This is a genomic window from Spirosoma sp., assembly GCF_048594605.1.
Lineage (GTDB): Bacteria > Bacteroidota > Bacteroidia > Cytophagales > Spirosomataceae > Spirosoma.
The window spans coordinates 1-14,082 of the sequence record NZ_JBMDWV010000157.1; the positions used below are offsets into that span (position 1 = coordinate 1).

The following is a 14,082-nucleotide window of genomic DNA, read 5'->3' on the forward strand; positions in this document are numbered from 1 at the left end:
CTTCGGGTTTTTCATTGTTGAGTTCCTGAATATGTTCAACGTAGTTTCGGCCAACACAAATAATTTTCATAACAATAGATTAAGTACAACCAGACAGCCTTTTAACATTTTCAGCAGAGAACAAGGGTTCAATGAATAACAAATAACTGATTAAACCTAAAGGAATAGCGCAAATCTAATGACTAAAGAGGGCTTGACCGTAGCAACCCAGAAAAATTTGAACAAATCAGGTACGTTGCGGGTCATATATCGTCAGAACAAATAGTCAAAAATAAACTACACAAAAGATGAAAAACGCACTCATTGCGATGCTGGTAATCAGCTTTGCTATCGGCTGCCAGAAAGTACCGATTACGGGTCGGAAACAGTTAAAACTGGTACCGAATGAGCAGTTGTTGCCGCTTAGCTTTACGAACTATAAAGGTGTTCTGGATACGAGCCAGGTTGTACGGGGCACGAGTGATGCAGAAATGATTCGGCGGGTTGGCAATCGGCTACGCCAGGCTATGGAACAATACCTGAACGCCAATAACCTTGGTAATCGCCTGGCAGGCTTTCAGTGGGAATTTAATCTGATCCAAAGCCCACAGGTTAACGCCTGGTGTATGCCTGGTGGTAAAGTAGCTTTTTATACGGGCATTTTGCCTTATACGCAAAATGAAGCGGGCGCTGCTGCTGTTATGGGGCACGAGATTTCACACGCTATTGCCGAGCATGGTAACGAACGCATGAGCGAAGGACTTCTGGCTAATGGCCTGATTCAGGGCGGGCAGATTGTAGCGGGTACAGCCGCCCGAAGCACTGGTAATCAAGTCAACTCAATTTTGCTACAGGCCGTAGGCGCAGCTTTGCCTATCGGTTATCAGGTTGGACGAGCCTTGCCACATAGCCGTAAACAGGAGTCGGAGGCCGATCATCTGGGTGTGATCTTCATGGCTATGGCCGGTTATAATCCGCAGGAAGCCGTTACGTTCTGGGGAAGAATGGCAAAAGCAGGGGGTGGGCAAAAACCGCCAGAGTTCTTATCGACGCACCCTTCCGACGAACGACGTATTAAAGATTTGCAGGCGTTGATGCCTGAAGCAATGAAGTATTACAAACGGTAATGAAAAAGCCGGAGTTTCGCTCCGGCTTTTTTATTGAAAGTCGATCAGAGTTAATTATTTGAGCGACTCGATTACCTGACGTACTTTCTCAGCGGCTTCTTTCAACTCTACTGCCGATTGTACCTTCAGTCCTGATTCATCAATAATTTTGGCGCCTTCAGCTGCGTTGGTTCCCTGCAAACGAACAATAATTGGCACAGGAATGTCGCCAATGGCTTTATAAGCTTCCACAACACCAGTTGCTACGCGATCGCAACGTACGATGCCACCGAAAATGTTGATCAGAATAGCCTTTACGTTCGGATCTTTCAGGATGATCCGGAAGCCCGCTTCCACGGTTTTAGCGTTAGCGCCACCACCTACGTCGAGGAAGTTGGCAGGCTCACCACCCGACAGTTTAATAATATCCATCGTTGCCATGGCTAGTCCGGCGCCGTTCACCATACAACCTACGTTTCCGTCAAGTTTAACGTAGTTCAGGTCATTGGAAGATGCTTCCACTTCGAGCGGATCTTCTTCGCTGATGTCGCGCAGGTTAGCCAGGTCAGGATGACGGTAGAGCGCATTATCGTCCAGATTTACTTTGGCATCTACTGCCAGAATTTTGTTATCTGACGTTTTAAGAACGGGGTTGATTTCGAACATCGACGCATCTGTATCGACATATGCTTTGTATAGCGACGTAACGAATTTTACCATTTCTTTGAACGCTTCGCCCTCAAGCCCTAAGCCAAACGCAACCTTACGTGCCTGAAAGGGCTGCAAACCAACGGCGGGGTCGATCCATTCCTTTACAATTTTTTCGGGCGTTTTTTCGGCGACCTCTTCAATATCCATACCACCTTCCGTACTAGCCATGATAACGTTACAGGCTTTGCTACGGTCGAGCAGAATGCTGAGATACATCTCTTTAGGCTCTGAGGCTCCCGGATAAAACACGTCCTGTGCAATCAGAACTTTATTGACCTTTTTGCCTTCGGGGCCAGTCTGATGCGTTACCAGTACGTTGCCAATAAGATTTTTGGCAATATCCCGTACATCATCAACTGACTTGGCCAGGGCTACACCCCGCTGCTCGCTGCCAACGATTTTGCCTTTGCCGCGTCCACCGGCGTGAATCTGCGATTTCACAACGACAAACTTTGAGCCAGACTGTGCCATGATCTGCTTGGCAGCCTCAACGGCTTTTTCGGGCGATTCGGCCACGATGCCCTCCTGAATGCGGACGCCGTATTTTTTGAGAATTTCTTTACCCTGATACTCGTGTATATTCATGACAACTGCAACAAGGAGAGTTGGAAATCGTATTTTTGTGCGGCAAGTTAATAGGAAATGATGGAGGAATGGTAAACACCAGTGGCTAAATCTTACTTTACTATTCATCATTCAGCGTTCCTCATTCAACATTTTTCATGCATCCGCTTCTCCAAACCACTGATATTCGCCGGAACTACGGCAATTTACCGGTTCTTAAAGGCATTAATTTACAGGTTCAGCCCGGCGAGGTTGTCTCAATCGTGGGGGCATCGGGTGCCGGAAAAACGACCCTTCTGCAAATACTTGGTACGCTCGATCGACCTGATGCGGGAGAGTTGCAAATCGATGGTCAGAACGTGTTCTCATTGAACGACCGCCAACTAGCCAAATTTCGAAACGAACGTATCGGTTTCGTATTCCAGTTTAATAATTTGTTGCCTGAGTTTACAGCGCTGGAGAATGTTTGCCTGCCTGGGTTTATTTCAGGAAAAGACGAGCAGGCGGTTCGCCAGCGTGCTGAATCACTGCTGACCACATTAGGACTACAGCATCGATTGAATAATTTGCCCTCCCAAATGTCGGGGGGAGAGCAGCAGCGCACTGCCGTAGCGCGTGCGCTGATCAACGAACCCGCGATTGTATTCGCGGATGAACCTAGTGGTAACCTTGATTCACGGAATGCCGAGGAGCTCCATCAACTCTTCTTTCGACTTCGGGATGAACTCGGACAAACCTTCATTATCGTTACGCATAATGAAACATTAGCTGCCCTTGCTGACCGCACTGTTACCATCCGAGATGGGCTAATATTCACCTGATTTTCTGATCATACGGATGCGGGTGCTAAGGCAATTTGTAGGTATATATACTTAAATTTTTTAATAAATATGCTTACTGTATATTATGTAAATGATTGGTAGTCAGCATTTTATATGGCGGCGCTAAAAATTTTTTTTGAGATAGAATCAATTTCCTGTATTTTTGTTTTATAATTGTGTCGAAAAGAAAAGTTTTTCATAACGTTGAGTAAATCAGAAAGCCAAGAGAGTGTCTCGCTTGGCTTTTTTGTTGTTGTATTCTGACAAGCTCAGCGTTGATAACCAGAGTTTTTTACCTTCATTGCCGCACTTTCGGTTACAGCCCCTCCGGTGTTCGTCATAGTGGTTTATCCCTATCTAACGATATGTATCAACTTAGTCTCACAGAAGAGTGGTTACGTGTATTCGGTATGGCTTATCGGCATATTTTCTCCGGCCTTCTTCCCAGAAATGAGTATATTGCAAAGCGGATCGAAACCACATGTATTTGCTTAAATACCATCAGGTAAGGCTTTCTCAAACGTGAAAATTACCAAACTACAAGTAAACAACTCATGAATTTAGACGTATTGAATGCTCCTCTAACAGCGCAGGAAGTGGAGTGGCGTGTACAAAGCCAGACAAAAGATGGTCAGAAGATCGTTGTAGTGCCGTATATCACCAACCGTTGTGTCATGCAGCGTTTTGATGAGCAATTTGGGTGGGCAGGATGGCAGAACGAAATTCGGGAAATAGAGGGAGGATTCCTTTGTACCATCACCGCTGTTTTGCCAGGAGGAGAAATTGTTCGGAAAACAGATGGCGCTAGTCGAACGAACGTCGAGCCTGTGAAAGGTGGGATTAGTGACGCCATGAAACGATGCGCTGTGCAGTTTGGTCTTGGTCGCTCGCTCTATGATTTTCCGAAAGTACTTATTCAAACTACGGACAAATATATTCCTGAATGGGCTATCCCTTTACTCGATAAAATGGTAGACAAGCTAAACGCTGGTGGAATTATTCGAGACGTAGTAGTTCTGAAACCCGAGCACGCAAAAGTCCCTGTGAAAACAGTTTAGTACCGAATAAGCCGAACGTAGTATCACATAAACGCAGAATGGCCCTGGTTCCACAACCAGGGCCATTCTGCGTTTATGTGATACTATATTATTTAATGGGCGAATAGTCTGTGGGCTTCATATAAACCGATTCGACTTTCGTTGTTAACGATCCGTCTTTTTCCGATTCAGCTTTCGCTTTTACCCAAACCGGGTCTTTACGAAAATCTTCAAAATGAGCTTTCCCTTCAGTCTCGCCAGGGTGAGCCAGAATATAAACGAGTTTGGACTGAACAGATGGATCTTTTTCCTGCGTGACCCAGTAGCCAATGTTCGTCATGCCATGTTTCTCAAAGAGTTTCAGGGTATGATCGCGAAAGCGCGTTAATAAATTCGGCAGTTTGCCTGGTGAAGCTGTATAGGTACGTAGCTCGAAGGTTCGTTCAGGAGAGGCTTGCTTCAACTTGATAGCGGGTGATATATCAGCCTCGGTCATGAAGATCTGATCAACGTGGTCAACTAATTTACCATTCGCTTCTGTTTTAGCAACGACAGCTTTCCACTCCGGATCACTGCCAAACGCTTTCCAGGACGCATCGCGAGCCTCGCGGCTTGGATAGGCCAGAATGTAAATCACTTCTTTTCGCGACGTATCGATTGGTGTCCAGTAGCCGATATTTTCCATGCCGTGCTTCTCGAAAATTTTGGTTGTGTACTGCCGAAACCGGTCCACAATTTCAGCGTATTTACCCGGAGTGGGATAGTAAATCCGCATCTCGTAGAATTTGGAAGACGGCTTCGTCGGAGTAGGGTTAGCGAAGAGTGCCGAGTTAAACAGCAAAGTGGTTGTTAGTAGAGAATAAAGTATTTTCATAATGCTATCCAAAGAGAGAAAGATTGGTAAATTACTTTCTTTTAAGACGATTGTTTTGTAGGAAATCTACAATTGATTGTGATTCCTTGTTCAATAGACACAAAGTTCTATTTTTGTTGGTCATTCACCGCTCACTATTAGAACGACTAGCCTATGTTAAGCCGAGTTGCTAATTCTATTTACTGGATGCATCGCTATATTGAACGGGCCGAAAATTACGCCCGGTTTATGAGCGTGAATTTTAATTTGGCTCTCGATTTGCCTCCAAATGTGAATGAACAATGGGAACCTCTGTTGATCGCCACGGCTGATAATGATCGCTTTTTCAAATATTATCAGCATCCGACACGCGAGAATGTTATTCAGTTCATGACATTCGATAAGCGCAACCCTAACTCGATTGTATCCTGTCTGAGTGAAGCTCGTGAGAACGCACGCACGATTCGGGAGGTTATCTCTAAATCGATGTGGGAACAACTCAACAAATTTTACCTGATGGTGCGCGATACGTCGCCCAACAAGGAGTGGGGGCAGGTCGAAGCCCAGGAGTTTTTCCTGGATATTCGCAATGGCGTACAGCTATTTTATGGAATTATTGATTCGACGGTTACGCGTAATGAGGCCTGGCATTTTGGCCGACTTGGGCGATTTCTGGAGCGGGCCGATAAAACGTCCCGGTTTCTAGATGTCAAGTATTTTACGCTATTACCGGAGATAGAAGCTGTTGGCTCTACCATCGATTTAATGATCTGGTCGGCTGTATTAAGGTCGGTGAGCGCGTATAACATGCATCGTCAGCGCCATCGTTCGCTGACACCAGCCAGTATTGTTGAGTTTCTGCTGCTGGATAAAACGTTTCCCCGTGCCACTGCCCATTGCATTCGCCAGGCGGAATTGTCCCTTTATGAGATTTCAGGGAATAACATGGTAAATGGCTTCGGTAATTTAGCCGAACGGACGCTCTCCAAACTACGTACCGATATAGAGTTTACAGAAACGGCCGATATCTTTAAAATGGGGCTGCATCAGTATCTCGACAATTTTCAGACTCGGACAAATGAGGTAGGAGCCGCCATTTTTCAGACCTATTTTGATTTGAAGCCAGTCGAGGTTTAAAACATAGATTGTGAATGAGTGAGTATTAATTGCAGCAGCAAGTCACCATTCACAATTCAACTAATTAAATACAGGCAGAGTCACGGCTAGGTAAGGCATACCTACCCGATTCCGGAAGCGATTGTTATCGGCAACAATATCCCGATTGTCTATTTTAGTTTCTGTTACAAGCCATTGATAGCCTGCTTTTATGCCCACTCGCTGTTTTATAAAAATACGGGCGAAAACTTCTGTCGAAAGAGTACCAATGTCGTTATCGCCGAGCAGACGCGCATTAAAACGGCTCGGACGAGAACTCTGAAATACATCTGCCCCCCGAAAATAAGCCGTAGTTGAGTCAGGTCTGGTAAATTTGCCAGTCGAAGATGCAATACGTCCAGTACGTGATTTTCCGATTGTTAAGCCTAGTAAATCAGCACTTGCTCCTACTTCGACTGGGCCTAATTTGATTTGGGCACGGACGCCAAAATTGGCCGAAGTCATAGTTACGTAATCGTAACGAACGGTATCGATATTGCTTATAACAAGTGGAGCACCAATGGCGCTAAATCCGGTTTTTTCACGCGTTAGCCGGGCCGGAGCCGTGTAATAGTTAAGATTATCGCCGTAGAAAGCGCCTAAACGTAACGTCCAGCCAATTGAAAACAACTTTTTTTCGCCAAAATTGAGCAGTTGATAATACGTAAAAGAAGGATTGTAATTGCGGGTAGTGTAAGCCATCCCTAAATCAGCACCGCTGCTAATACGGTTAGAGACGGGAGACTGGGCGAAACCATAAACGGAAACCAGCGTAAAGAACGCGACAAGGAGTTTCTTCATCAAACTTATCAGGCTGTTGTAGCCGACAAAGATAGAAGCCATAACCAGGATTTAAAGGATTGTCTTTGTTACCAGACGAATTTCGATACTGCTTTAAATCCTGGTTATGGCTTCATGGCTTAGACCATTTTGAGCACTACGGCACCTAATGGGGGAACATCGAGTTGAATGGACTGCGGGCGTCCGTGCCACGCTTCTTCCTGAGTAGTAATTGACTCCACGTTGGTGAGGCCGCTACCGTAAAATTCAGTTGCGTCGCTATTGAAAATCTCTTTGTAGGTGCCTTCTGATGGAACGCCAATCCGATAACCGTGGCGTGGTACAGGCGTCATATTTAGTACAATCAGTAACGTATCTTCAGAGCGGTTGCCTTTACGGATATACGTAATGACGCTGTTCTCCCGGTCGGTTGTATCAATCCATTCAAAACCGTCGGACGTAAAGTTGCGCTCATACATAGCTGCTTCGGTTTTGTAGAGCGTGTTTAATGCTTTTACGCAGGCCGCTATGCCTTTATGGGGCGCAAACTCAAGCAAGTGCCAGTCCAGGCTGGCATCAAATTTCCATTCAGAGGTTTGTCCGAACTCACTACCCATAAACAACAGCTTTGTGCCGGAATGGGTAAACATATACGAATACAATAGCCGCAGATTAGCAAAGCGTTGCCACTCATCACCTGGCATTTTGTAGACTAGCGAGTGCTTACCATAGACCACCTCATCGTGCGAAAGAGGCAACATGAAGTTTTCGGTAAAGGCATATATCGTACTGAATGTCAATTCATCCTGGTGAAATTTGCGGTAACTCGGATCGCGCTCGAAATAACGTAACGTATCGTTCATCCAGCCCATCATCCATTTCATGCCAAAGCCCAGGCCGCCAGTATAAACCGGACGCGATACACCCGGAAAGGCCGTCGACTCTTCCGCAATAGTCTGTGTATCCGGAAACTCTTTGAAAACGGCTTCGTTGATTTCTTTCAGCAGAGAAATCGCTTCTAAATTTTCCCGACCACCAAACATATTCGGTTCCCACTCTCCGGCGTTACGTGAATAATCCAGATAAAGCATAGACGCAACGGCATCAACGCGCAGTCCGTCAGCGTGGCAACGATCAAGCCAGAACAAAGCGTTGCTGATCAGAAACGAGCGAACTTCCGGTCGGCTATAGTTGAAAATATAGCTTTTCCAGTCAGGATGATACCCTTTTCGCATATCGGGATGTTCATAAAGGTGCGAACCGTCGAACTCATACAGTCCGTGAGAATCACCCGGAAAGTGGGAGGGGACCCAGTCCAGTATAACGCCGATGCCCGCCTGATGCAGCCGTTCAACAAGGCGCATAAAATCCTGTGGTGTACCAAACCGGCTGCTTGGCGCGTAGTAGCCCGTAATCTGGTATCCCCAGGACGGAGCATACGGGTACTGCATGACCGGCATAAATTCGACATGCGTAAAGCCCATATCCTGGACGTACGGTACCAGCGCATCGGCAATTTCGCCGTAGCTCAGCTCGCGTTCCGGATCGCCTGGGTCGCGTCGCCAGGAAGCTAAATGAACTTCGTACACTGAGAAGGGGGCATTCAGTGCGTTTTTTTCCTTCCGATTGGCCATCCATTCCTGGTCCTGCCACTCGTAATACGTATCCCGGATAATGGAGGCTGTTCGGGGAGGTACTTCCCAGAAGTGCGCGTAGGGATCACCTTTTTCCAGTTCGCGACCGCCTTCATGAACAATGAAATATTTATATGTTTCGCCTGAGCCAATGTCGGGTATGAATGTTTCCCAGATGCCAGAGGAATCCCAGCGGACATTCATCGGATGACTGCCTTTGTCCCAACTGTTGAAATTGCCAATCACGGCAACGTAACGAGCGGATGGCGCCCAGACGGCGAAGTACGTCCCGACGACCCCGTTATGCGTAACAACGTGTGAGCCAAACTTTTCGTAGAGCCGGTGGTGCTTTCCCGAACGAAACAGGAAAATGTCAAAATCAGTGAATCGGGAATAAGGCCCATCGCTCTGAGGGGCTGTGTCAGATTGAGCGGATTCGTTTACAGATGGAGTAGATGAGGGTAGCTGAGCCGGCTGTTCTGGTTCGGCCGGAGGTGCAGGGGCTTTGCGTTTTGCCATAGGTTTGGAACTGGTAGAGATACGTAGTGAACGTAATCAGGGTCGGAAAGTTAGAAAAAAACTTAGCCTTCCTACGAATGACGTTGTCAATTTGTCGGCTGATTTATGAGAAAACTAGGTACGTTGTGTTTGAAGCAAACCGGTCTGTAGCATCGGTACGTCAGGAGTCGGATTTCCATCACTTAGACGAATTTTTTCGATTTCGCGCACTACGTCGATAATGCCTTTCAGCGGAATTTTTACCCACGACGGTCGATAACTGATTTCGTAGCCTAACTCGTAAACCGCCTTCTCCAGCAAATAAATCAGCAGTAAAAAATTGATTTCAGTGTTGTTCTTAAATAAAGGATGTGGCGCGCCGAAAGTATCTAAATAGGCATCCAGAAACGTATCGCGGATGAGATAGAACCAGCGGTCGGAAACTCGCTGCAAATGCTCTGGTTCAATACCTTCTGTTTCAGCAGAGTTGAAGAGTTTAGCCGAAACCGCGTAGTGATACGACCGAATCATCCCGGCTACGTCTTTCAGGGGTGAGTGTTTGATTTTCCGCTCACGAATGCTGCTTTCAGGTTCGCCCTCAAAGTCGATGATCACAAAATCATTCTCCGTAGCCAGTACCTGCCCTAGATGATAATCGCCATGAATACGGATACGTAGTGAATCGAGCGGGCGCGTACGGAAATCATTGATGAATGTCTCAATCATTTCTTTGGCTTCCATAAACACCCAGGCCAGCCGCTGCGCCTGCGAATCGAGTTTCGTATAATTGTCGATCAGGAGCGCGTACCGGCGTTCGAGCAAATTCTCGAAACGCTGAATCAGAAACTGGCGGTATTCATCCGTAAAGGGTTCCGGTGCAAAAGCGTCGTTGGTCAATACGTTAGGCCGATTGGGTTTGTAGAGAGCGCAGTGCAACTCACCCGTCCGACGGCCCAGTAGTTCAACTTTATCGAATACGTCTTCCCGAATAGCAAACATCCGGTTTGGTACGCCATACAGAAAATCATTAAGGTAATCGCCGGTTTGCATCCACGAGTCCTTATCATTCTGGACCATTCGCTGCATCATGCCGAGTGTTACATCAGGGCGGTCGTTACGTTGCCAGATAATGCTACCACCAAAAGCTGGAATATTCGTAAAATTGCTCTCATCGGTCAGAAACGCAACCATGTCGACTTCCGGGTTCGTTTCCTCAAAGAGTTTTCGGTAGAGTTTTAAAAAGTATTTATCCCCAAAAATCATGGCCGAATTGCTCGAATCGACAGGCAATACGGTCGAGGTCAGCCTAGTGTCGCCCTCTTCGAGCCCTTTTCCCCGATAGAAAACCAATTGACCGTCCGTTTGCGAAAGCGTTTGGTGATGATAGATTGCCGAAAACAAGACTTGTCGAAAACGGTCGTCATAAATCGCATCAATCACAATGCCTGTATATCCGCCGAGTGTTACGTCGCCAATACGGCCTTTTTCGGGAATATCGGCCACCTGAAAAGATAACGCAAGCGCTATATGATCGGCAATAAATGAAAGGGGTAAGAGGTAATGTTCGGAAATGCCATCGGCGTAACTGGCTTCCAATATCAACAAATACGATACGTCGCCATCAGGTAATTGTAAGGAGTGAATTGTTTGCACCTTAAAACCAGTTTGCAGTCGGGCTTTACCCGCAAACCACCGGCATGTATTAACGTAATCTGGTAAGAGTGTTTCTGCTAACCTTGTCCAGAAAGCAGCGTCGTGGACAACCTCAGACCATGATGTAGAAGCAATAAAGGGTTGTGTAGTCACTATAAACAGCGTTCTAGGGATAAATAGTTACTGATTTGTGAAATAGAAGAGGTTACGGTAAGTCAAAAATTTCTTGAATATACAACAAAAGCGATAGGTCGATTGATTAGCCTTTTCGCCCTTTCTTCCTTATTAAACCTGCCAAAGTGAAGAACTGAATTCTTACTGACATTTTTTGCCGGTCTATTGATCTGTCGACGTAGCGTTTACGTCAATACTAAGCATGGATTCCTGGACTTAGTAAATTTTCTATCGAGTTCTATTGTACGTAATCATAATAAAAAAGCCCCCATTCGACTGAAGGAATGGGGGCTTTGCAAATGACTAAGAGTGAATGGTGAGCAATACTTAATTTACAGAAACGACACGATTTGATAGGGAGGGGTGACTAGTTGACAGCGTTATCGTTTGGGTCGTTGTTTCGACACCGTTGGTAATCTCCAGCTGATAAACACCGTCTACCAGATCATCCAGGTTTAACCGGGTGCGATAGGTCTGTTCATTTTTACCAAGACGTTCACTGAAAAGTACTCGTCCATTGGCTGCTTTCAGACGAATGTCAACTGGCCCCCCCGTTTCTTTGTCAAGCGCGATGCTTAATTTACCGTTTACGGTCGTGTAGATACCAGTTTTATAAGTTACTGCCGCGGTTGGACGCCCAATTGGTTTTGCTTCACTGATTGAAGCGGTAAATGTAATAAAACCCAATGTAAGGGCCAATGCGAGTGATTTGATAAGCGTTTTCATAGTAGTATGTTGTTTTTGGTTGTTCTAAAGCAGGTCGGTTTCTCTCCGATTGTTGTATCAAAGGTATAAGGCTGTATAGTACTATGTATTGCAAACTACTGGAGCGGTAAACGGATTGGATAAGTGGTTAAAAAGTAAGGATGGCTGAGCGAGCGGTCTATTGGATTGCAGTGGCTTAAACCGCAAATTTGTCTGGTCAATCCTGATTAATATGTCTGAAGTATCTATTCCTTCAAATGTTTCATACCATATTCCTGCAATTTTCTCAACGTTCCCTGAACTAATCGCTGCCGAAAGTACGCGTCACGGGGGCGTTAGTCCGGCGCCATTCGAATCACTCAATCTGGGAATCAATACGTCTGACGACCCCGCAAACGTTGATGAAAATCGCCGTCGTTTCTTCGAAGCGGTTGGCGCAGCTGATGCTCAGTTTGCTTCATCTCATCAGGTTCACGGCACTGAAATTTTGTACGCAACTGAGCCAGGACGTTATGATGGCTATGATGCGCTAATTACGGATAGACCCGGTCTGCTCATTGGCGTGACAGTTGCCGATTGCACGCCTATTCTGATTTACGATCAAAGAAACAAGGGCGTAGCGGCAATTCATGCGGGCTGGAAAGGAACGGCCGGAGCACTTGTGGCAAAGACGCTGGTCGCGATGCAGCAGCAATTTGGTACGTCAGCCGAAAACTGCTACGCTTACGTTGGTACGTGTATTGACGAATGTTCGTTTGAAGTAGGACCGGAAGTTGCGGAACAATTTTCGATTGCTTTCAGACGGGATGACCCGCGTAGTGGCAAAAGTTTTATTGATTTAAAGGCAGCGAATGCAAAATTCCTGACTGATTTTGGCATACCTGAGAATCAGATCGCAATCTCTGGTTTCTCAACGGTTGTGCACAACAATGATTATTTTTCGTACCGGGCTGAGCACGGCCAGACGGGGCGGATGCTTGTCGTGATTGGTATAAAATCAACCATAGATTGTAACGTTTGAACAAAACAGAAAGCGAGTCGTTATATAACTGTTTTTGATTACTTAACTAACTCGACACATAAAAATCATGGGAATCTTAGTATCAATACTGGTAGGTGCCATTGCTGGTTGGCTGGCAGACCTCGTGTTTAAGCGGTTTTCATTTTCACTTTTTGCCGAAATTTTACTCGGTATTGCAGGTGGCTTCGTAGGTGGCTGGATTTTTGGCCGCGACGGTGGTATGGTCGATCAAATATTGACGGCATTCGTTGGCGCTGTGATCATACTCGGTATTGCTGCTCTGATTAAGGGACGTAGCAGTGCCGTATAGAAATAGGGTAAAGGAAAAAGGGAAGGACTATTGAATTTCAATAGTCCTTCCCTTTTTCCTATTTTAATATCTGCCTGGAAATCACGATTTTCTGAATTTCGCTGGTTCCTTCACCAATCGTGCAAAGTTTAGCATCTCGATAAAATTTCTCAACCGGGAAATCTTTTGTGTAGCCATAACCTCCAAAAATCTGAACCGCTTCGTTAGCCACCCGAACGGCTGTTTCAGACGCAAATAATTTCGCCATTGCCGACTCTTTTGTCACCGGCTTTCCTTTGTCTTTTAAAGCCGCAGCCTGATAAACCAAAAGTTTAGCGGCTTCGATGTCGGTTGCCATATCGGCCAGCTTAAAGCTGATGCCCTGGAAATTAGCAATTGGTTGTCCAAATTGTTCCCGCTCTTTTGCGTAGGTCAATGCAGCGTCATAAGCTCCGCTGGCAATTCCCAGACTTAGCGCTGCAATTGAAATGCGACCACCATCGAGCACCTTGAGTGATTGAATAAAACCATCGCCTACTTTCCCCAACCGTTGTGCGTCTGGAATCCGGCAATCCTGAAACAACATTTCGGCCGTTTCGGAAGCTCGCATACCGAGTTTGTCCTCTTTACGACCGCCCGAAAAACCTGGCGTGTTACGTTCAACAACAAAGGCTGTCGCGTTGTGCGGTGTATTCGCTTCGCCGGTTCGAGCAATGACAACGGCTACGTTGCTGCTCCTGCCGTGGGTTATAAAGTTTTTTGCTCCATTCAATACCCAATCGTTACCATCACGAACAGCGGTTGTACGCATGTTGGCGGCATCGGAGCCCGTGTTAGGTTCGGTCAATCCCCAGGCGCCTAACCATTCGCCACTTGCCAATCGTGGCAGATAGGCTTGTTTCTGAACCTCCGTACCAAATAATAAAATATGATTTGTACACAAGGAATTATGCGCTGCCATCGACAAGCCTACGGCGCCGTCTACCCTGGATAACTCAACAATGGCCGTTACGTATTCTTCGTAGCCTAAGCCTACTCCTCCGTACTCGACCGGCACTAATATACCCATTAAACCCTGTTCTCCTAACTGTCGAAAAAGATC

Annotated in this window: 13 protein-coding genes; 6 read left to right on the forward strand and 7 right to left on the reverse strand. The window is 46.2% G+C overall.

Going from position 1 to position 14,082, the window contains the following annotated elements; translation table 11 throughout:
• Positions 1-287: 287 nt before the first annotated feature.
• Positions 288-1,106 (forward strand): M48 family metallopeptidase, encoded by an 819-nt coding sequence (locus tag ACOJS8_RS09995; RefSeq protein ID WP_420148397.1) that lies wholly within the window; start codon positions 288-290, stop codon positions 1,104-1,106.
• A gap of 54 nt (positions 1,107-1,160) precedes the next feature.
• On the opposite strand, the gene sucC is transcribed toward ACOJS8_RS09995, so the two are convergent.
• Positions 1,161-2,381 carry an ADP-forming succinate--CoA ligase subunit beta gene (gene sucC, locus ACOJS8_RS10000; RefSeq protein ID WP_420148398.1) on the reverse strand — a complete coding sequence of 407 codons (1,221 nt, stop codon included), beginning with the start codon at positions 2,379-2,381 and terminating at the stop codon, positions 1,161-1,163.
• 137 nt (positions 2,382-2,518) lie between these two features.
• On the opposite strand from sucC, the gene ACOJS8_RS10005 reads away from it, so the two are divergent.
• Both ACOJS8_RS10005 and ACOJS8_RS10010 read left to right on the forward strand, forming a co-directional pair.
• Positions 2,519-3,181: an ABC transporter ATP-binding protein gene (locus ACOJS8_RS10005; RefSeq protein ID WP_420148399.1), complete on the forward strand. Its 663-nt coding sequence runs from the start codon at positions 2,519-2,521 to the stop codon at positions 3,179-3,181.
• 554 nt (positions 3,182-3,735) lie between these two features.
• Positions 3,736-4,239, forward strand: coding sequence for a Rad52/Rad22 family DNA repair protein (locus ACOJS8_RS10010; protein ID WP_420148400.1), 504 nt, complete (start codon positions 3,736-3,738; stop codon positions 4,237-4,239).
• 88 nt (positions 4,240-4,327) lie between these two features.
• Here ACOJS8_RS10010 and ACOJS8_RS10015 read toward each other — a convergent pair whose 3' ends face one another.
• On the reverse strand, positions 4,328-5,092 hold the full coding sequence (locus tag ACOJS8_RS10015; RefSeq protein WP_420148401.1) for an NIPSNAP family protein: 765 nt from the start codon (positions 5,090-5,092) through the stop codon (positions 4,328-4,330).
• Positions 5,093-5,245: 153 nt separating this feature from the next.
• On the opposite strand from ACOJS8_RS10015, the gene ACOJS8_RS10020 reads away from it, so the two are divergent.
• A complete protein-coding gene (locus ACOJS8_RS10020; protein ID WP_420148402.1) occupies positions 5,246-6,208 on the forward strand; it encodes an alpha-E domain-containing protein in 963 nt (320 codons plus the stop codon).
• 60 nt (positions 6,209-6,268) lie between these two features.
• On the opposite strand, the gene ACOJS8_RS10025 is transcribed toward ACOJS8_RS10020, so the two are convergent.
• The 4 genes from ACOJS8_RS10025 to ACOJS8_RS10040 form a co-directional block, all read right to left on the reverse strand.
• On the reverse strand, positions 6,269-7,069 hold the full coding sequence (locus tag ACOJS8_RS10025) for a hypothetical protein (RefSeq protein ID WP_420148403.1): 801 nt from the start codon (positions 7,067-7,069) through the stop codon (positions 6,269-6,271).
• A gap of 77 nt (positions 7,070-7,146) precedes the next feature.
• Entirely contained in the window at positions 7,147-9,159 is a 2,013-nt protein-coding gene (gene glgB, locus ACOJS8_RS10030) for a 1,4-alpha-glucan branching protein GlgB (protein WP_420148404.1), read from the reverse strand.
• A gap of 114 nt (positions 9,160-9,273) precedes the next feature.
• Positions 9,274-10,947, reverse strand: coding sequence for a putative maltokinase (locus tag ACOJS8_RS10035; protein ID WP_420148409.1), 1,674 nt, complete (start codon positions 10,945-10,947; stop codon positions 9,274-9,276).
• 345 nt (positions 10,948-11,292) lie between these two features.
• Positions 11,293-11,691 (reverse strand): hypothetical protein, encoded by a 399-nt coding sequence (locus ACOJS8_RS10040; RefSeq protein WP_420148405.1) that lies wholly within the window; start codon positions 11,689-11,691, stop codon positions 11,293-11,295.
• A 211-nt stretch (positions 11,692-11,902) separates the two neighbouring features.
• On the opposite strand from ACOJS8_RS10040, the gene pgeF reads away from it, so the two are divergent.
• Together pgeF and ACOJS8_RS10050 are read left to right on the forward strand one after the other, a co-directional pair.
• A complete protein-coding gene (pgeF, locus tag ACOJS8_RS10045) occupies positions 11,903-12,691 on the forward strand; it encodes a peptidoglycan editing factor PgeF (RefSeq protein ID WP_420148406.1) in 789 nt (262 codons plus the stop codon).
• A 67-nt stretch (positions 12,692-12,758) separates the two neighbouring features.
• Complete coding sequence (locus ACOJS8_RS10050) at positions 12,759-13,001, forward strand: GlsB/YeaQ/YmgE family stress response membrane protein (RefSeq protein WP_420148407.1); 243 nt, start codon at positions 12,759-12,761, stop codon at positions 12,999-13,001.
• A gap of 58 nt (positions 13,002-13,059) precedes the next feature.
• On the opposite strand, the gene ACOJS8_RS10055 is transcribed toward ACOJS8_RS10050, so the two are convergent.
• On the reverse strand, positions 13,060-14,082 hold a 1,023-nt coding region (locus tag ACOJS8_RS10055), incomplete at its 5' end, for an acyl-CoA dehydrogenase family protein (RefSeq protein ID WP_420148408.1).

What these genes read in the sequence shown, in the direction of transcription:
- ACOJS8_RS09995 (WP_420148397.1), top strand. Translation starts at nt 288, where the DNA reads ATGAAAAACGCACTCATTGCGATGCTGGTAATCAGCTTTGCTATCGGC.
- sucC (WP_420148398.1), bottom strand. Translation starts at nt 2,381, where the DNA reads ATGAATATACACGAGTATCAGGGTAAAGAAATTCTCAAAAAATACGGC.
- ACOJS8_RS10005 (WP_420148399.1), top strand. Translation starts at nt 2,519, where the DNA reads ATGCATCCGCTTCTCCAAACCACTGATATTCGCCGGAACTACGGCAAT.
- ACOJS8_RS10010 (WP_420148400.1), top strand. Translation starts at nt 3,736, where the DNA reads ATGAATTTAGACGTATTGAATGCTCCTCTAACAGCGCAGGAAGTGGAG.
- ACOJS8_RS10015 (WP_420148401.1), bottom strand. Translation starts at nt 5,092, where the DNA reads ATGAAAATACTTTATTCTCTACTAACAACCACTTTGCTGTTTAACTCG.
- ACOJS8_RS10020 (WP_420148402.1), top strand. Translation starts at nt 5,246, where the DNA reads ATGTTAAGCCGAGTTGCTAATTCTATTTACTGGATGCATCGCTATATT.
- ACOJS8_RS10025 (WP_420148403.1), bottom strand. Translation starts at nt 7,069, where the DNA reads ATGGCTTCTATCTTTGTCGGCTACAACAGCCTGATAAGTTTGATGAAG.
- glgB (WP_420148404.1), bottom strand. Translation starts at nt 9,159, where the DNA reads ATGGCAAAACGCAAAGCCCCTGCACCTCCGGCCGAACCAGAACAGCCG.
- ACOJS8_RS10040 (WP_420148405.1), bottom strand. Translation starts at nt 11,691, where the DNA reads ATGAAAACGCTTATCAAATCACTCGCATTGGCCCTTACATTGGGTTTT.
- pgeF (WP_420148406.1), top strand. Translation starts at nt 11,903, where the DNA reads ATGTCTGAAGTATCTATTCCTTCAAATGTTTCATACCATATTCCTGCA.
- ACOJS8_RS10050 (WP_420148407.1), top strand. Translation starts at nt 12,759, where the DNA reads ATGGGAATCTTAGTATCAATACTGGTAGGTGCCATTGCTGGTTGGCTG.